This is a genomic window from Apibacter adventoris (assembly GCF_002964975.1).
GTDB classification, from domain to species: Bacteria; Bacteroidota; Bacteroidia; order Flavobacteriales; family Weeksellaceae; genus Apibacter; species Apibacter adventoris.
Genome location: NZ_PSZM01000045.1, coordinates 71,310 through 90,053, shown reverse-complemented (window position 1 = coordinate 90,053; position 18,744 = coordinate 71,310). Strand labels below are relative to the sequence as shown.

Sequence of the window (18,744 nt, the reverse complement as noted above, 5' to 3'; positions counted from 1 at the left end):
ATTTGAAATTTTCAAATCTTTTTATTTTATGGGGCTTAGATTTTATTCAATGCTTTCTGCAATATTTAAAATAACCTCTGTGGCTTTAATCATAGATTCTAAAGGTACAAACTCATATGGACCATGAAAATTTAATCCTCCAGCAAAAATATTAGGGCATGGTAATCCCATGTAAGACAATCTGGCTCCATCAGTTCCTCCCCGAATAGCTTTAATATTGGCTTTTATCTTAGCTTTTTCCATAGCTTTTTCAGCAATATCAATAATAAACATTTTATTTTCAATTTGTTTTTTCATATTAAAATATTGATCTGTTATTTCAATATGAAAAACACCTTCTCCATATTTTTTATTAAGCTTTTCTGCCGTTTCTATCATAAAAGCTTTTCTATTTTCATATTTTTTAAAATCATGATCTCTGATAATATATTGGAGTTTTGCTTTTTCGACACTTCCCGAAATATGTGTTAAATGATAAAATCCTTCATAACCTTCTGTGGTAGAAGGGGTTTCCTTATGAGGCATTTGGTTAGAGAATTCTACAGCCAGTAAGGCTGCATTAATCATTTTTCCTTTAGCAGAACCAGGATGAACACTTTTTCCAATTATAGATATTGTTGCTCCACCGGCATTAAAATTCTCAAATTCAAGTTCACCTACTTCCCCTCCATCCATAGTATAGGCCCAGTCAGCATTAAATTTTTTCACATCAAATAAATCAGCCCCTTTTCCTACTTCTTCATCAGGAGTAAAGCCAATAGCTATTTTTCCATGTTTAATTTCAGGATGAGAAATTAAATATTCAGCAGCTGTAACAATTTCTGCTACACCAGACTTATCATCTGATCCAAGTAAAGTTGTTCCATCTGTTGTTATAAGAGTTTCTCCTATATGGTTTTTTAATTCAGGAAATTCAGAAACTTTTAAAATAAAATTTGTTTCACTATTCAATAATAGATCAGAACCATCATAATTTTCCCATATTTTAGGTTTAACATTTTCGCCAGAAAAATCCGGAGATGTATCATAGTGTGCTATAAACCCTACTGTAGGAATACTTTTATCTTTATTAGAAGGAATATTTCCCATAACATAGCCATTTTTATCAATAGAGACATCTTCTACGCCTATATTTTTTAATTCTTCATATAAATATTTGGCAATATTCCATTGTTTTTCAGTACTGGGTATTGTATCAATGCCAGGTTTACTTGTTGAGTGAAAGCTTATATATTTTAAAAATCTTTTTAGTAATTTTTCTTGCCATTCATTTGATAATATTGTCTGCATATTTTAAATTATTTTTTCAAATGTAAGAAAAAGCGAAAATAAATATACTTTAAAAAGCTATATTAAGTAAAAAATAGAAGTTTTGATTATAAAAAATTATCTAGTAAATAAATAAGAATAATATGAGTTTGATAGGGGAAAGAGAAACAATAAGTTATAGAATAAGAAAATAAAATTAAACTATTAGTAAGTATTTAGCTGATGAGAATCATTTTTTATTTATGCCTTAAATAATTTAATTTTATGACATTAAATAAAGTTATATATGGAATGGCTGTATGACCTTTTAAATAACCACGAATCTGTTGCTTATACGGTGCTTATTTATAGTGTAGTAATTTGTGTCGGAGTAATTTTAGGAAAAATAAAATTCTTTGGAATTTCTTTCGGAATTACATTTGTTTTATTTATGGGGATTTTAGTCTCCCATTTTGGTTATGTAGTGAATGAACATATTTTACATTTTATAAAAGAATTCGGATTAATTCTTTTTGTTTACACTATTGGGTTACAAGTGGGGCCGGGATTTTTTGCTTCTTTTAAAAAAGAAGGAATTACTTTAAATATATTAGCAATTATTATTGTTTTATTTGGTGGGATAGTTACTGTCCTCATTCATTATATTACAAAAACTCCTATTACAACTATGGTAGGAATTATGTCGGGAGCAGTAACTAATACTCCCGGACTGGGAGCTGCACAACAAACCATTAAAGATTTAGTGCAAGATAACTCAGAACATGGGACATATATGCAAACCCTTTCAACAGGATATGCTATTGCTTATCCTTTTGGAGTCATGGGTATTATTTTTAGCATGTTGTTTATGAAAAAGTTATTTCACGTAAATATAGAAGCAGAAACAAGGTTAAATGCATGGAAACATAAAACAGGAAGTACATTAAGCAAAATTGTTTTGGAAGTAACTAACCCAGCTATTGTAGGTAAAGAATTAAGAGTATTATGGAAAATATTGAAATCTAATTTTGTAGTATCAAGAGTAATGAATGGTGAACAGATATTAATTCCTAATAAAAATTATTTACTACAAAAAGGAGATAAAATATTAGTAGTAACTACAAATGATGAACATGAAGCCTTGGAAAGTATTGTTGGAAAAAAAGTTGATATAGATTTATCTTCCCAGAACATAAGTAAAAAAGTTATCTCTCTTAAAATAAATATTACCAAACCATTTGCTTATTCTAAAAAAATATCTGAATTAGGAATAAGTAGTAAATATGGTGTTACAATTTCAAGAGTTATGCGTGCTGGAATTGAATTTATTCCTAACGGAGATACAAAACTTCAGTTTGGTGATCTAATAACGGCAATAGGTGAAGATTCAGATGTAATGTCCTTAGCAAAAGATTTTGGTAACTCCAAAAAAGAATTAAGCCATCCGCATGTAGCAGAACTTTTTTTAGGAATTATTTTAGGAGTTTTAATTGGAAGCATTCCATTTCATTTTCCAGGTATTCCGGTTCCTGTAAAATTAGGTTTAGCAGGAGGACCTTTAATTATAGCAATTTTGATAAGCAGATATGGAGGACGTTTTTCTGTAACTCCTTATGTATCTAATAGTGCAAATTTAATGGTTAGGGAAATAGGAATAGTTTTATTTTTAGCAAGTGTAGGCTTAGGAGCTGGAGGAAATTTTTGGGATACTTTGACTAATGGTCCTGGGTTGAGTTGGATGTTATATGGTATATTTATTACCATAATTCCTCTTTTGTTAGGAGCATTAATAGCTAGATTTTTTTATAAACTAACCTTTTTAGAAATTTGTGGATTGTTGGCTGGAGCTTCAACGGATCCCCCAGCATTAGCTTTTGCCAATCAATCGGCAGGTTCAGATGCTCCGGCAATTACTTATGCCACCGTATATCCATTGACAACATTTTTAAGAATTATGGCAGCTCAATTAATCTTATTATTATTTTTTTAATAAGGATAAAACTAATTTTATAAAGATTATTTTAGATCAAGAAAATGACCAAAATAATCTTTTTTAGTTTTAAGATAATTTTTATTTTCTTTATTAGGATATATTTCCAGTGGAATTCTTTTTTTTAATGTAATATAGCTTTTTTCAATATATTTAATCTTTTCTGGATTATTTGTAAGAAGGTTTATAGATGTTATTCCTAAATCTGTAAGAATATCTGTAGCAATTGAAAAATCACGAGCATCAGCAGGGAATCCCAATTTAAGGTTAGCCTCTACTGTATCCATTCCTTCATCTTGTAAATTGTAAGCCTTTAGTTTATTAATAATACCAATACTTCTGCCTTCTTGTCTTAAATAAAGAAGTATTCCTCCATATTTGTGTATATATTTCATAGCAGCATCTAATTGTTTACCACAGTCACACTTTTTAGAATGGAATAAATCTCCGGTTATACATTCTGAATGTATCCTTACATTAACATCTTTAGAAAAATCAGTATTATCACTTACCATTACTAAATGAGGCATCCAATCATTTTCGTTATCAGCGTAAGCCATTATAGTAAATTTACCCCATTCCGTAGGAAGTTTTGCCTCTATCTGTTTTTTCATTATCCTTATATACTATCTTAGCTACAAAATTACTATAATTTAATTTATTATTTACTAGAAGTAACTTACAGATATTAAAAGTTCAAAAGAATGATATTATATAAACATTGATAAGTAAATGACCTTAGAAATTTATTTAAAATTCAGTATATTAGCTGAAATTTATGAAAATTTATGGCAAAAATATTAATTGTTGAAGATGAAGAAACAATAAGAAGAGTATTAAAAAATATACTCTTAGATGAGAATAAAGATTTTGAAGTAGATGAAGCAGCGGATGGAGTAGAAGCAAAAGAATTAATAGGTAAATTTGATTATGATTTGGTTTTATGTGATATAAAGATGCCTAAGATGGATGGAGAGGAATTACTAAATGCTGTAATGATAGATAAACCTACACTCCCTTTTATTATGATTTCAGGGCATGGAACCATAGAAATTGCAGTAAATTGTATCAAAAAAGGAGCCTTTGATTATATTTCCAAACCTCCAGATTTAGGACGATTGTTAAGTGCTGTAAGAAATGCTCTAGATAAAAAAAATTTAATACATGAAAATCAAAAACTTTCAAGTCAAAACAAAATTTTGAAAAGAAAGGTAAACAAGAAATATGAAATGGTAGGAACATCCAAAAAACTGGATGATATAAAAGTTATAATAGATAAAGTGGCTCCAACAGATGCAAGAGTATTAATTACTGGCCCTAATGGTACAGGAAAAGAATTAGTAGCTCATTCTATTCATGAAAAGAGTTTACGAGCAGCAATGCCAATGATTGAGGTAAATTGTGCGGCAATTCCTTCTGAACTAATCGAAAGTGAATTGTTTGGACATATGAAAGGATCTTTTACCGGAGCTGTAAAAGATAAACAAGGTAAATTTGAACTAGCACACAAAGGAACTTTATTCTTGGATGAAGTTGGAGATATGAGCCTTTCTGCACAGGCAAAGGTATTGAGAGTATTGCAGGAAGGAAAAGTAAGTCGAGTAGGTAGTGATAGTGAAATATCTGTAGATGTAAGAGTTTTAGCTGCTACCAATAAAGATTTGAAAGAACAAATAAAAATGGGAGCTTTTCGTGAAGATTTATTTCACAGACTTTCAGTAATTGAGTTGAGAGTTCCGTCCTTAAAGGATAGAAAAGAAGACATTCCCTTACTTATTGAGCATTTTTCAAAAATAATTGCAGAAGAACAAGGAAATAAACCTAAAGAATTTGGAAAAAAAGCAATAGAAACCTTACAAAATCTAGATTGGACAGGAAATATTAGAGAATTACGTAATGTAGTAGAAAGGCTTATTATCTTAGGAGGAAATCCTGTAACTCCCGAAGATGTAAAACGCTTTTGTTAAAATATTTTATTATTAAACCAATACGAGTGTAGCATAAAAATTATTTACATACTCAATGTATAAATTGTAATGGAAAAAGGAATAATAATTTTAGATTTTGGATCACAATATAATCAATTAATTGGTAGAAGGATAAGGGAATTTGGGGTATATACGGAAATTTTACCTTTTCAAACTTCAATAGAAGAAATAATATCGCATAATCCTCAAGGAATTATTCTTTCTGGAGGACCTTCTTCTGTTAATGCCAAAGAGGCTCACTTAATAGATGAAAAAATATTTCGGTTGGGAATTCCCATTCTGGGTATTTGTTATGGAATGCAATTAACAACTAAATTACTAGGTGGGAATGTTTCCAAAGGTATTAAAGGTGAGTATGGAAAATCTGAACTAAAAGTAATAAAGCAAAATGTTTTAATTCAGGGCATTCCAGAAAAATCAACTATTTGGATGAGTCATTTTGATGAAGTAACCACTATGCCTCCCGGATTTGAATTAATTGCTAAATCTACTCATTCAATTGCCTGCATAGCTAATGATAAAAATAAAATTTATGCCGTTCAGTTTCATCCGGAAGTTTCACATACAGAATATGGAACAGAAATATTAAAGAATTTTGTTTTTGATATTTGTAAATGTCATAAAAATTGGAAACTAACAGATTTTATTCATTCAGAAATAAAAAAAATAAAAGAAAAAGTAGGGGATAAAAAAGTAATTTTGGGGCTTTCCGGAGGAGTAGATTCATCTGTAGCCGCAGTATTGATACATAAAGCAATAGGAGAACAATTAACTTGTATTTTTGTGGATACAGGCTTATTAAGGAAAGATGAAGGTGATCAGGTAATGAAAATTTATGGTGAGCATTTTAAAATGAATATAAAAAGAGTAAATGCACAAAATAGATTTTTTTCAAAGCTAAAAGGTATAAGTAATCCAGAAAAGAAAAGAAAAATAATAGGAAATGAATTTATTCATGTGTTTGACGAAGAGTCTCATAAAATTAAAGGAGTAGATTTTTTAGCCCAAGGAACTATTTATCCGGATATAATAGAATCGCAGTCAGTAAAAGGACCCTCTGCAGTTATAAAATCTCATCATAATGTAGGAGGATTACCTGAAAATATGAAATTTCAATTATTAGAACCATTAAGAGAATTATTTAAAGATGAAGTTAGGAAAGTTGGAATGGAATTAGGAATTCCTAAAGAATTAGTTTATAGACATCCTTTTCCGGGACCAGGTTTAGGAATTCGTGTATTAGGAGAAGTAGATCAAGATAAAGTAAAAATATTACAGGAAGCTGATGCTATTTTTATACAGGAATTATATAAAAATAATTTGTATGATAAAGTAAATCAGGCTTTTGTTGTATTACTTCCCGTAAAATCAGTTGGTGTTATGGGAGATGAAAGAACTTATGAATATACTGCAGTTGTTCGTTCCGCTAATACTTTAGATTTTATGACGGCTACTTGGTCAAAATTACCTTACGAATTTTTAGAAATTGTTTCTAACAGAATTATTAATGAAGTAAAAGGTATTAATAGAGTGGCTTATGATATTTCATCGAAACCTCCGGCTACTATTGAATGGGAGTAGTAATTAATAAGTAAAAAATGCACACATATAATTTTTTGTAAATTATAATTTTTTTTATTTTAATAATTTTAACATGGAGTATATTTTTTTGACTGGAAATATAAATTAGTTTTTAATTTTAGATAATTTAATTATGTTACAAAAAAATACTTATAAGTTTTTACAAACTTTACAAAAAAATAATAACAGAGAATGGTTTACCGAGAATAAATCTTGGTACGAACAATCTCGTGCAGATTTTGAAAAACTAGTTTCACAACTTATTCCAGCTATGTCCGAATTTGATCCGAATATTCAATATTTACAACCTAAAAAATGTATTTTTCGTATTTATAGAGATATTCGATTTTCTCAAGATAAAACTCCTTATAAAACACATTTTGGAGCTGTATTTAGTCCTGTTTTAAATAAAAAAAACGCTGGATATTATATTCACATAGATCCAAAGGGTAATTTTTTGACCTGCGGACATTATATGCTGATGCCTGAGGAATTAAAAAAAATAAGAAAAGGGATTTATGAAGATTTTGATACATTTCAATCTATTATCAATCAGGAAAAATTTAAAAAAGAATTTGGAAATTTATGTATGGAAGAAAATATGTTGAAAAGAGTACCTAATGGTTTTGATAAGAATCATCCGGCTGCTGAATATTTGAAACTAAAAAATTTTTACGTTATGAAATCCTTTTCCGATAAAAAATTATTTACTGATAATTTTATTGACTATGCTGCTTCAATTTTTAAAGAAATGCAACCTTTAAATGATTTTTTAAATAATTTATTAGAAGAATAATATTTCTTTATTGTATGGTAAAAAGGTTTATTTCATTAAGTGAAGATTCTGTAACTAATAGGAGATGAAAAATTAAAATATATAACCGTTCATAGTCTTATAAAAAATACATTAAATTCAAAAAATATATCTCTTCTTTATTTACTATCATTTAAAGTGATAGAGAGTAGTAGTTTCTATTGTTTATAGTTAATATAAGCCTTTATTCTAAATTTTAAATTAATAGACCTTTATAATTTATTTTTAGATTAAAATTAAGGGTAAAGTAAATATTTTTCACGTATAATTTTAAATTTATCAAGATCTTTTTTCCATGTTTTTTTAATTTCTTTTTCAGATTTTCCGGCTATTATTTGTTCTCTTAATTGGTTTGTTCCAGCCAGTTTATCAAAAAATATATTTTTATTTGATAAAATATTTTTATTAAAAAAAGAATATCCGGCAGGTAAATCTGTACTGTTAGTACTATTATAATATATAGTAAGTAACCATTCCAGGTTTATTTCAGAAAGAAAAGGCGTATTTCTCAAATCATGACCGTAACAACCCATCCCATTATATAAAGGATTCTTATTTCCATGGTTAGGTTTAGGAATAAATTCATAAGAATAAGCTGAATTATATGGAGAACCAAATACTTCAAAAGGAAAATCGGTACCTCTTCCAACACTTACATTAGTACCTTCAAAAAAACATAAGCTGGGATATAAATTTATGGCATGGTCTGTTTTCAAATTTGGTGAGGGGGCTATTGGTAAAGAATATCTTAACTTATGATTATAATTCTGAAGTTTGATTATAGTTAAGTCACAAGAAATTTTGTTTTTCAACCACTTTTCACCATTGATCATTAAAGCATATTCACCAATAGTCATTCCATAAACTACTGGAACATTATGCATACCCACAAAAGAACGATATTCATCTTTTAAAACAGGTCCATCTATATAGTGAGCATTAGGATTAGGTCTGTCCAATACAATCACTGGTATGTTATTTTCAGCTGCTGCTTCCATAACATAATGTAAAGTAGAAATATAGGTGTAAAATCTTACTCCTACATCCTGAATATCAAATAGAATAACATCAATATTTTTTAATTGCTTCGCGGTTGGTTTTTTATTTTCTCCGTATAAAGAAATTATTTCTATATTAGTTTTTGGGTCTATTTCATCCTTTATTTGTTCTCCGGCATCTATATTTCCTCGAAAACCGTGCTCAGGGGATAAAATTTTACTTATATTTATTTTTTTTGTTATAAGAAAATCGATAATTGATAAAGTGTCTATTCCTTGAGCCCGAGCACACCCCCCGTTTGTATCTGCATTATATATATACGGTATCATCACTATTCCTGTTTGATTAGTTACAATGGCAATTTTTTTATTTATAAGAAGAGGAAGGTATTTATCTACTTGATCAGCACCCGTAATAATTTTTTCATTTGTATATTTTTCCACAGTTTTTTTGTCCTGTGCAGATAAGGAAATAAAACAAAAACAGAAAAAAATAAGTAACAAATAAGTATATTTGAAGAAAATTGAAAAATTGGGTTTTACTTGGTTCATATCAAAAAGAATTGCCTTTTCCAAAGGTAATAAAAAAAATTTATCACAGATCATTATTCGTATTGGACAGACGGCGGTAGCTATTGGTATTATTGTATCGGTAATAACTTTAGCTATCGGATTAGGGTCTAAAAAAGCAATTAAGCAGAAAATGGCCGATTTTAACGGACATATTACAATTCGTAGTTATGATAGTAATAATTCATTCAACAGTTCCCGTTTAAATAAAAAAAGTGTTCAGTTAAATCATATAAAAGAGAATGGTGAAGTATCCAAAATTCAAGAATATGCTACAAAAAGTGGAGTTATACGAACTCAAACAAGTTTTGCCGGAGTTATATTGAAAGGGGTTTCATCAGATTTTGATAGGGATAGGTTTGAAAAATTTATGGTTAAAGGGTCTATCCCTCAATACTCTGTAAATGAGATTAGTAATGAAGTAATAATGTCAGAAAAAATAGCTAAAGAATTAAACTTAGATATTAATTCTTCATTTATTATGTTTTTTGTTAAAGAAAATCAAGATCCTGTATACAGAAGGTTTATACTAAAAGGATTGTTTAGAACAGATATTAAACAAATAGATGATGTTTTCCTAATAGGTGATATACAACATATTCAGAAGTTAAATAAATGGAATAGGGAAGATATAGGAGGTTATGATATATATATTAAAGATATTGAGGATTTAGATTCCGTTTTTAATAATATAGAAGAATTTGTGGGATATAATAATTTTGCTGAAAAGGCAACAACCACATTCTCACAAATTAATGACTGGATCCAAATTTTTGATACTAATATTCTTATTATTCTTACCATTATGATGGTAGTAGTCGTAATTAATATAATAATGGTTTTATTAATATTAATTATTGAGCGCACTAATTCTATAGGTATGTTAAAAACACTAGGGGCCTCCAATAGAAAAATTAGAAAAATATTTATTAATTACACTCTTTTTATAATGTTGCCAGGATTAATAATAGGGAATATTATTGCTATAGTTTTGCTTTATATCCAAAAATATTTTGAAATAATAAAGTTAAATCCGGAAAATTATTATGTAAGCACAGTGCCTGTATATATTAATTTTTTCCATATTCTCATTATTTCAGGATCAGCTTTACTTATTAGTGGTTTGGTTTTATTGATCCCTTCTTACCTCATTTCTAAAATAACCCCAATAAAGGCTATAAAATTTCAGTAAAATGAAGAAAAAGATAAAAATGGATAATCAAAAACTTCTTTCAATGTTGTTATTACAGTTTTTCTTTTTCCAGCTTTTAAAAATGAGTAAAAATATTATTGGAAATTGGTATTTCCCTTTATTGATAAAAATAAAATTTTTACAGAATACAGTTTTAGGTTCTATTAAATTTTCAGTAGGGGATGTCTTATATCTTTTATTGGGTATTTTACTTTTATATTGGATAATAAAGATAATCGTTGGTTGGGCAAAAAAGGATAAATTGTCTGTAAAATCTTATACTATAAAAATATTATGGACAGTTAATATATTTTATGGCTTATTTATGCTGTCTATAGGGTTATTGTATGGATATAATAATTTTCCTCAATACCAAGTGAAAGAAGAGAAAATATTTCTTAATGAATATAAGATAGTAGCCAATGTTCTTTTAAATGATTGTAGGGAATTAAGAAAAAAAGTTATCGTAGATAAAAAAAACATTTTTTGGGTAGATGAAAATAAAATGATTCATACATTATATTGGGAACAAAATGCTTTTTACAATTCACCTAAACAAAAACCTAATGTTAAAGAATCTCTTTTTAGTTCTGTAATGAAAAAATTGGGAGTATCAGGGTATTATAATCCGTTTACAGGAGAAGCACAGATTATTAAAGGTTTACCGGGTACATTTTTACCTTTTACTATAGCTCATGAAATGGGCCATCAGGCAGGAGTTGCCCCAGAAAATGAAGCCAATTTTTATTCGTTTTATATGGGGGAATCCTCTTCAAATGTAAACTATCAATATAGTATAAAGTACAAAGCCCTAAAGTATATTTTAAGAGAAATATATCCGTACGATCATGATTTCGTGAAAAGGATACTTAATAATTATTCAGAAGGAATGAAAAGAGATAGAGCATCAGAAAAAAAGTATTATGAAGAAAACCATGGTTGGGGAGCAGATGTTTTTAGCTTTATGAATAATACATATCTAAAATCTAATAATCAGGACGGAATTGTAGCCTATAATCAAGTGGCTGGAATGATTGTCAGTTTTTATAAAAAAAATTATTCTAATCTTTTTATCAAAAAAGAGAATTCAATACCTGACATTTATTAATCAATATTTAATTAAGTAGTATTTTATGATTAAGTGTCAAATAGCGTTGTTTTTTTGTTTACTCTTAATTAAATTTAGAAGTATTTTTTTAATAAGTTATATTTTTTAGCATTTACATTTAATGTTTAAATTTGTTTTTATAATCTAAATTTACTTATGGAATATTTACTCTTATTTATTATTATTTTAGTTTTTTATATAATTTTTTTGAAAATAAATAAAAATGTTAAGTTGTTAAAACAAGACATAAAAAATTTAAATAATAAAATAGATGAGATTTTAAATTTAGTTAAAGAAAAAAATGTATCTAATATTTCAGAAAAAACATCCAAGTTTGAAAATCTAATCCCTTTAGAAATAAAAGAAAAAAAATTAAACCTTTCACAAGCTGATATTTCTACACCAACAAAACCTTTAATTGATGATAAAAAGAAAGATATTCCAAAATATGAAAATAGTCCAATTCTTAAACAAAAAGTAAAAAGAAAAAAATCTTCATTTGACTTAGAGAAGATTTTGGGTGAAAATATTTTAAGTAAAATAGGTATTACTACCTTAATATTAGGAATAGCTTATTTTGTTAAGTATGCAATAGATCGTAATTGGATCGGAGAAAAAGGCCGTGTGGGTATAGGTATTATAATAGGATTAATTATTATAGGTATCGCTCATAAATTAAGAAAAAAATATCTTTATTTTTCAGGGCTTTTAGCAGGTGGTGGAATTTCAGTTTTATATATAACGGTAACCATAGCTTTTAGAGAATACCAACTTTTTTCTCAAAATATGGCATTTATTATTTTAATAGCAATTACTGTTGGAGCAGTTTTTCTTTCAATTTACTATAATCATAAAATTATTGCTATATTTTCCATTTTAGGAGGTTTTGCCTCACCTCTTTTAGTAAGTTCAGATAATGGGAACTATTCAACATTATTTTCATATATACTGATTCTTAATACAGGAATGTTGATTTTAGCATATAAAAAGAAATGGATAGTTGTAAGTGTATTAAGTTATATTTTTACATATCTTTTTTATATTTCATGGATAGTTTTATCATATACCATAAAGGAAAGAAACGGAGCAGTTATTTTTGGGTTATTATTTTTCATACAATTTTATGTATTAGTTTTAATTGAGTATTTTAAAATCAGAACAATAAATTTTTTTCAGGTATTTATTATATTAAGTAATAATTTTTTGTTATATATAGTTCTTTTCTCTCTTTTTGAACCTGCTATGCAAAGTTTGATTACTATCTTTATGGCTGTCATAAATTGTATACCTATATTATTATTGATAAAAATAAAGGAACAAAAAACATTATTTTTCCGTTTATTAATAGGTATTGTTATTTCTTTTATCAGTTTAACTATTCCTGTAAAATTTAATGGTGAAGCAATTACTATGTTTTGGGGAGTAGAAGCTGTTCTTTTAATATGGCTTTTTAGAAAAACACAAATTGAAATTTTTAAATACAGTTTTTTACTTTTACAATTATTAACCTTATTTGCTTTAAGTATAGATTATTATAAAGCTTATATATTAAGTATAGAAAAGTTGCCTATTATCATAAATTCTATATTTATAACAGGAATTTTAGTTATAGGTTATTTATGCATTAGTTTATTTATATTAAAAAAAGTGAAAAATACCTCAATAACAATTTTCCAAATAAATATATGTAATATATGTCAGTTAAGAATGTGTTTAGGAGGAATCTTATTACTTTTGCTTTTTATTATTCCTTTTTCAGAATTAACCTATCAAATTTGTCAATATTACTTTAATAATTACGGATTATACTTAATTCAAGGGGTATATATATATTTATTTATTCTCATATATATACTTGTGAAAAAATATCAATTAAAAAAAGGATTTTATTATTTTTTTCTTATTTTATCCGTAATATACTCTATAGTCTATTTAAGAGGCATTGTTTTTACATATATAGAAAATAAAACATCTGATTTTTTAAATAGTGTTTACATATTACATATATTAACAATACCTGCGTTCATTATTTTACAGAATTATCTTTTTAAGAATAGTATATTCAAAAATAGAGATATAATTTATTGGATAATTTTTTCAATATCAATCTTGGCATTAAGCTTCGAAATAGATAATATTGTTTTATTATTTTATTCAAAAAAGGTATTAGAAAATGTTCATACAATTGTATATTCCTTAATTTGGGGGATCATTGCTTTACTAATGATAATAATTGGTATAAAGCAAAAAAAATTAATTTTCAGAAAAATTTCTATGTTTCTTTTTATTCTGATTATTTTTAAGCTTTATTTATATGATGTTTGGAAAATGCCACAAACAGGTAAGATTATTTCCTTTGTTTTATTAGGTATAATATTATTAACAACTTCATTTTTATATCAGAAATTAAAAGTGTTAGTTAATAGTGAAAAAGAAGAAATTAAAGATGAAAAAAATAATTTGCATTAAAATGAGAATAATTTTTAATATCAATAACTTTGTAAAAACATATTTTAATTTTATGCAAAAAGCTTTTACTTTGCTTATATTATGTCTGTGTATTACATCATGTGCAAGAATGGGTACTCCTAGTGGTGGGCCTAAAGATATTACTCCACCAAAATTTTTAGGCTCAAAACCAGATACTTTATCAACTAAAGTAGATAAATCTATCAAAGAAATTATATTAAATTTTGATGAATATGTCCTTGTAAAGGATATTTCAAAACAAGTAATCATATCCCCACCTCTCAGAACTCCTCCCACTATAGAACCTTCTACAATAGCACGCAAGTATGTTTCTGTAAAATTTTATGAACCCTTGAATGAAAATACCACTTATACGATAAATTTCGGCTCTAGTATACAAGATAACAACGAAGGAAATAAGCTGAATAATTTTTCTTATATTTTTTCGACGGGTGAAGTAATCGATAGTTTATGGCTATCAGGTAAAGTTCAACAAAGTTTAGAACAAACTGTACCTCTTACAACCCTCGTTTCTCTATACAAAATAGAAAAAGATTCATTAGGAAAAGATTCTGTTGATTTAAAAAGAAAACCCTATTATATTACAAAGATTGATTCTGCTGGTAATTTTAAATTAAATCATTTACATGAAGGAAGATACCGTTTAATAGCTTTTAATGATCTTAATTCTAATTTAATTATAGATCCGGATAAAGAAATTGCAGGTTTTTCAGAAGATATAATAAATCCTATATCATCTTCTCAATACAATATAGTATTATCACCTATAAAACAAAAATATAAAGTAATAAGTGCTGAACAATCAGGGCAGGGGATTATTAAGTTTAAATTTAAAGGAAATCCTAAAGAGGTTGAAATAAAATCTTTAGAAAAGGAATTTCCCCCTCTAAAAATACAACATATCAATTTTTCAGATAGTTTATTTGTTTATTTTGACAATAAAGAGATTAAAAGCATTAATAAAAAAGGGCAAATCAAATTTCTTGTTCAATATCAGAACAAATCGGATACCTTAAAAACTATATATGATAAACAACTAAATACTAAATTATCATTTGTTCCTGAAGAAAAAGAAATTACCCCATCTAATTATTTTACACTAAATTCAAGTACATATATTTCAGAAATTAATAAAAGCAAAATAGAAGTCTTTAAAAACAAAGAACCATTAAATTTTACTGTTGAAAAAGATTCCTTAAACTCTGATAAAATCAATATAAAATTTCCTATAAATTTTGATACACAATATAGTATTAAAATTTATGCAAACGCATTTAAAGACTTTTTAGGACAAGAAAATACAGATACTTTATCTTATAACATTCAAACCAAAAAACAAACAGAATTAGGTAATTTAAGCATAAAAATACAAAATAAGCCAACGTCTAAATTCTTTTTTCAACTATTAACAGAAAAATATCAAATTATTGAAAACCTGTATGGTGATAATGATTTGTTTGAATTTAAAAATTTATTACCGGGCAAGTATCTGATACGCATTTTAGTAGATGAAAATAATAACGGGCTTTGGGATACAGTTGATTTAGATGATTTCAAACCTGCAGAAAAAACGTATCTCTATCATAGTCCTATAGATGTTCGTGCATTGTGGAATATTAATGAAACTTGGATATTATAGGTTTTAAATTGGTTTATTTTTTGTAGGGAATAAAAGGATAAACTAATTTAAAATTAAAACGAAATGAAAAAGGTGTTGATCATTATTGTAATTGTATTTGTATTTATGCAGTTCTTTAGGATAGATAAAAATAATCCGATCGTAAAACCAGAAGAAAATTATGTAACTATTACACATGCTCCTAAAGAGGTAGAAAGTATTCTTAAAAGTTCATGTTATGATTGTCATTCAAACGAATCAAAATATCCTTGGTACACAAATATAGCACCCATTTCATGGTATGTAAAAGACCATATAAATGAAGGTAGGTCTTATTTGAATTTTTCTGAATTTGGAAGATATAATAACTATCAAAAAAAACATATTTATGAATCACTCTATGCAGCTGCAAATGAAGGTTGGATGCCTTTAGATAGTTATTTATGGATACATAAAGACGCAAAATTATCGACTAAAGATAAAAAAATACTGAAGGAATGGTTTTCAAAATTCGTATCTGAAGATAAAAAAGGGTAAATAATATGATATCTTTAAAAAAAGGAGATCTTATTGTTATTGTTGCTCCTGCCGGAGTAGTACAATTTGAACAAATAAAATCTACAATAGACAAAATTCTCTCTAAAGGTTGGAACTACGAGATAGGCAAAAATACATTTAATCATTATACATTTGGATATAATTATTCAGGAACACCTCAAGAAAGGGCAGAAGATATGCAATGGGCTCTAGATCATCCTGAGGCAAAAGCTATTTGGTGTGCCAGAGGCGGATATGGAGGCGTGCAAATTATAGATTCATTAAATTTTGATAAATTTAAAAAATATCCTAAATGGTTAATAGGATATTCTGATAATACAGTCTTTCATCAACATATGAATAGAAGAAAGATACAAACATTACATGCAACAGTATGCAAACCCCTTTCTCAGGGGCATTCTGAAGAGTCTTACCTTTCTATCTTTGATGTGTTGGAAGGGAAATCTCTACAATATAATATTCCACCTTCTATTTTTAATCAGATAGGAGAATGTAACGGTATAATTACAGGAGGTAATTTATCTATTTTATATAGTTTGATCGGAAGTAACTCTCAAGATAACTTTAAAAATAAAATACTTTTTATAGAAGATTGGTATGAGAATTATTATCATATAGACAGAATGCTTATAGCTATGGAAAGGGCAGGAATCCTTATGGGAATAAAAGGTTTAATTGTAGGTGGATTTACTAAAATGGATGATGAAAAAAATAATCAGAATTATCATGAATCATTTGATGAAGATGCTTATAAAATAATATCAGACAGATTTAAAAAATATGATATACCAAAAATTTTTGGATTTCCTTCAGGTCATATATATGATAATAGAGCTATAATTTTAGGTGGAATGGTAAATCTTCAAGTAGATAAATTAAAAGTAGTTTTGACTAATAAAATATGAAATTTTAGTTTGAAAATATAATTTTCTTTTTAATTATATAATTTACAGAAGAAACTAAAAATATTGCCATACCTTTACATAACACAATATCTCCTATAGTTATTATTCCAAAGTTTACAGGTTTATAAATAAATGAATGGAAAAAACCAAAAATAGCCCAACTTAAAAACATTGTAATTATAGAAAGAATAATAAATAATGAAAATTCCTTTTTCTTTGAATGTTTACCTCTTTCAAATACAAAGTAAATACTAAAAAAATAATTACTGAGTATACCACTACCCGTAGATAAAATATTTGATAGAGGGTAAGCATTTGTTTTATTTTCAAATGAAAATAAACGAGGAAGTATTTGGGGAAGACTTAGTAACTTCATTAATGAAATTTCAATAATAGCACTTAAAACTCCTGCAATAAAAAATAAAGTAATTTGTTTTTTATGTTTTTTTATAGATTGAATCACGTTTATTATTCTGATAAATGCTTACAAAATTAACTTTTTTAACTTAAAATCCTAGAAAACTAATGATAAAATTTTATATAAAAATAATTAAATTGCAGTTTTTTTAATGTTAAATAGACATTATCATTTACTATGTCCATAAAAGATTATAAAAAATATACACCTGAAAATTTCATAGGAAAAACTCCTAAAGAACTAGGTTATTTTTTTCCAGCAGAATTTACAACTCATAAAGCTACATGGTTATCCTGGCCACATAAAGAATTATCTTGGCCCGGAAAAATAGAAAAAATATATTTACCTTATGCAAAATTTATTGCAGAATTAACAAAAGGTGAATTAGTAAACATTAATGTAGTAAGTGTTGAAATGAAGGAATTTGCACTTACATATATAAAGAAAACAATAGCTAATTTAGATAAAATTAATTTTTATATTCATCCTACCAATGATGCATGGTGTCGAGATCATGGACCCGCATTTCTTATAAATCCAGGTGCTGTTAAATATAAAAAAGCAATAGTGAATTGGGAATATAATGCATGGGGAAATAAATACCCACCATATGATTTGGACAATCAAATACCACTATGTATAGCTAAAGAAAATAGATTACCTGTTTTTTCTCCGGGAATTATTATGGAAGGAGGAGCGGTGGAATTTAATGGGAAAGGTACCGTATTAACTTCCAAATCCTGTTTATTAAATAAAAATAGAAATCCAAAATTGTCACAATCAGAAATTGAAAAATATCTGAAAGATTATTATGGAGTTGAACAAGTTTTATGGATTGAAGAAGGCATAATAGGAGATGATACAGACGGACATATAGATGATACTGTCCGCTTTATTAATGAAGACACCGTTTTAACAGTAGTTGAAGCTAATCCTGAAGATGAAAATTATAATATTCTGCAAAATAATTTATCTCAGTTAAAAAGAATGAAATTACTTAATGGAAAATCTTTAAAAGTAATTGAATTACCAATGCCGAAACCTGTATTTTATCAAGGAGAAAGATTACCAGCTTCTTATGCTAATTTTTATATAGCTAATGCAAGTGTTATCGTTCCTATTTATAATTGTGAAAATGATACAATAGCACTAGAAATCATTCAAGAACATTTTCCAGGTAGAAAAGTAATAGGGATAGATTCTACCGATATTATATGGGGGTTAGGTAGTTTCCATTGTTTGAGTCAGCAAGAACCAGCAATATAA

Annotated in this window: 15 protein-coding genes; 11 read left to right on the top strand and 4 right to left on the bottom strand. The window is 27.2% G+C overall.

Annotated elements, in window-relative coordinates; translation table 11 throughout:
- Positions 1–42: 42 nt before the first annotated feature.
- Complete coding sequence (gene pepT, locus C4S77_RS10065; protein WP_105247432.1) at positions 43–1,290, bottom strand: peptidase T; 1,248 nt, start codon at positions 1,288–1,290, stop codon at positions 43–45.
- 265 nt (positions 1,291–1,555) lie between these two features.
- Here pepT and C4S77_RS10060 point away from each other — a divergent pair, with 265 nt between their 5' ends.
- Positions 1,556–3,238: a putative transporter gene (locus tag C4S77_RS10060; protein ID WP_105193472.1), complete on the top strand. Its 1,683-nt coding sequence runs from the start codon at positions 1,556–1,558 to the stop codon at positions 3,236–3,238.
- A gap of 26 nt (positions 3,239–3,264) precedes the next feature.
- On the opposite strand, the gene ribA is transcribed toward C4S77_RS10060, so the two are convergent.
- Positions 3,265–3,855 (bottom strand): GTP cyclohydrolase II, encoded by a 591-nt coding sequence (gene ribA / locus C4S77_RS10055; RefSeq protein WP_105247431.1) that lies wholly within the window; start codon positions 3,853–3,855, stop codon positions 3,265–3,267.
- Between the two features lie 171 nt (positions 3,856–4,026).
- Between ribA and C4S77_RS10050 the strand changes: the two genes are divergently transcribed.
- From C4S77_RS10050 to C4S77_RS10040, 3 genes are all read left to right on the top strand, one after another.
- Positions 4,027–5,205, top strand: a complete 1,179-nt coding sequence (locus C4S77_RS10050; protein ID WP_105193468.1) for a sigma-54-dependent transcriptional regulator — start codon at positions 4,027–4,029, stop codon at positions 5,203–5,205.
- Positions 5,206–5,274: 69 nt separating this feature from the next.
- On the top strand, positions 5,275–6,807 hold the full coding sequence (guaA, locus tag C4S77_RS10045) for a glutamine-hydrolyzing GMP synthase (protein ID WP_105247430.1): 1,533 nt from the start codon (positions 5,275–5,277) through the stop codon (positions 6,805–6,807).
- A gap of 133 nt (positions 6,808–6,940) precedes the next feature.
- Positions 6,941–7,603: a DUF2461 domain-containing protein gene (locus C4S77_RS10040; RefSeq protein WP_105247429.1), complete on the top strand. Its 663-nt coding sequence runs from the start codon at positions 6,941–6,943 to the stop codon at positions 7,601–7,603.
- Between the two features lie 254 nt (positions 7,604–7,857).
- On the opposite strand, the gene C4S77_RS10035 is transcribed toward C4S77_RS10040, so the two are convergent.
- Complete coding sequence (locus C4S77_RS10035) at positions 7,858–9,171, bottom strand: exo-beta-N-acetylmuramidase NamZ family protein (RefSeq protein ID WP_395856366.1); 1,314 nt, start codon at positions 9,169–9,171, stop codon at positions 7,858–7,860.
- Here C4S77_RS10035 and C4S77_RS10030 point away from each other — a divergent pair.
- The 6 genes from C4S77_RS10030 to C4S77_RS10005 all read left to right on the top strand — a co-directional run bounded on the left by C4S77_RS10030 (position 9,152) and on the right by C4S77_RS10005 (position 17,060).
- Positions 9,152–10,381 (top strand): ABC transporter permease, encoded by a 1,230-nt coding sequence (locus tag C4S77_RS10030; protein WP_105247427.1) that lies wholly within the window; start codon positions 9,152–9,154, stop codon positions 10,379–10,381. The genes C4S77_RS10035 and C4S77_RS10030 overlap by 20 nt on opposite strands.
- Before the next feature lies 1 nt (position 10,382).
- Positions 10,383–11,489: a DUF3810 family protein gene (locus tag C4S77_RS10025; protein WP_105247426.1), complete on the top strand. Its 1,107-nt coding sequence runs from the start codon at positions 10,383–10,385 to the stop codon at positions 11,487–11,489.
- Between the two features lie 231 nt (positions 11,490–11,720).
- Positions 11,721–13,958, top strand: coding sequence for a DUF2339 domain-containing protein (locus C4S77_RS10020; RefSeq protein WP_181042868.1), 2,238 nt, complete (start codon positions 11,721–11,723; stop codon positions 13,956–13,958).
- Between the two features lie 52 nt (positions 13,959–14,010).
- Positions 14,011–15,618: an Ig-like domain-containing protein gene (locus C4S77_RS10015; RefSeq protein ID WP_181042867.1), complete on the top strand. Its 1,608-nt coding sequence runs from the start codon at positions 14,011–14,013 to the stop codon at positions 15,616–15,618.
- A 63-nt stretch (positions 15,619–15,681) separates the two neighbouring features.
- Positions 15,682–16,134 (top strand): heme-binding domain-containing protein, encoded by a 453-nt coding sequence (locus C4S77_RS10010; protein WP_105247423.1) that lies wholly within the window; start codon positions 15,682–15,684, stop codon positions 16,132–16,134.
- Positions 16,135–16,139: 5 nt separating this feature from the next.
- The gene (locus tag C4S77_RS10005; protein WP_105247422.1) at positions 16,140–17,060 is read left to right on the top strand and encodes a S66 peptidase family protein; all 921 of its coding nucleotides are present in this window, start codon (positions 16,140–16,142) and stop codon (positions 17,058–17,060) included.
- Between the two features lie 4 nt (positions 17,061–17,064).
- On the opposite strand, the gene C4S77_RS10000 is transcribed toward C4S77_RS10005, so the two are convergent.
- Positions 17,065–17,523, bottom strand: a complete 459-nt coding sequence (locus C4S77_RS10000) for a GtrA family protein (RefSeq protein ID WP_260209795.1) — start codon at positions 17,521–17,523, stop codon at positions 17,065–17,067.
- 132 nt (positions 17,524–17,655) lie between these two features.
- On the opposite strand from C4S77_RS10000, the gene C4S77_RS09995 reads away from it, so the two are divergent.
- Positions 17,656–18,744 carry an agmatine deiminase family protein gene (locus tag C4S77_RS09995; RefSeq protein WP_105247421.1) on the top strand — a complete coding sequence of 363 codons (1,089 nt, stop codon included), beginning with the start codon at positions 17,656–17,658 and terminating at the stop codon, positions 18,742–18,744.

Excerpts from the sequence above, each read along its gene's own strand:
- pepT (WP_105247432.1), bottom strand. The coding sequence starts at position 1,290 with ATGCAGACAATATTATCAAATGAATGGCAAGAAAAATTACTAAAAAGA.
- C4S77_RS10060 (WP_105193472.1), top strand. The coding sequence starts at position 1,556 with ATGGAATGGCTGTATGACCTTTTAAATAACCACGAATCTGTTGCTTAT.
- C4S77_RS10050 (WP_105193468.1), top strand. The coding sequence starts at position 4,027 with ATGGCAAAAATATTAATTGTTGAAGATGAAGAAACAATAAGAAGAGTA.
- guaA (WP_105247430.1), top strand. The coding sequence starts at position 5,275 with ATGGAAAAAGGAATAATAATTTTAGATTTTGGATCACAATATAATCAA.
- C4S77_RS10040 (WP_105247429.1), top strand. The coding sequence starts at position 6,941 with ATGTTACAAAAAAATACTTATAAGTTTTTACAAACTTTACAAAAAAAT.
- C4S77_RS10035 (WP_395856366.1), bottom strand. The coding sequence starts at position 9,171 with ATGAACCAAGTAAAACCCAATTTTTCAATTTTCTTCAAATATACTTAT.
- C4S77_RS10025 (WP_105247426.1), top strand. The coding sequence starts at position 10,383 with ATGAAGAAAAAGATAAAAATGGATAATCAAAAACTTCTTTCAATGTTG.
- C4S77_RS10015 (WP_181042867.1), top strand. The coding sequence starts at position 14,011 with ATGCAAAAAGCTTTTACTTTGCTTATATTATGTCTGTGTATTACATCA.
- C4S77_RS10010 (WP_105247423.1), top strand. The coding sequence starts at position 15,682 with ATGAAAAAGGTGTTGATCATTATTGTAATTGTATTTGTATTTATGCAG.
- C4S77_RS10005 (WP_105247422.1), top strand. The coding sequence starts at position 16,140 with ATGATATCTTTAAAAAAAGGAGATCTTATTGTTATTGTTGCTCCTGCC.
- C4S77_RS09995 (WP_105247421.1), top strand. The coding sequence starts at position 17,656 with ATGTCCATAAAAGATTATAAAAAATATACACCTGAAAATTTCATAGGA.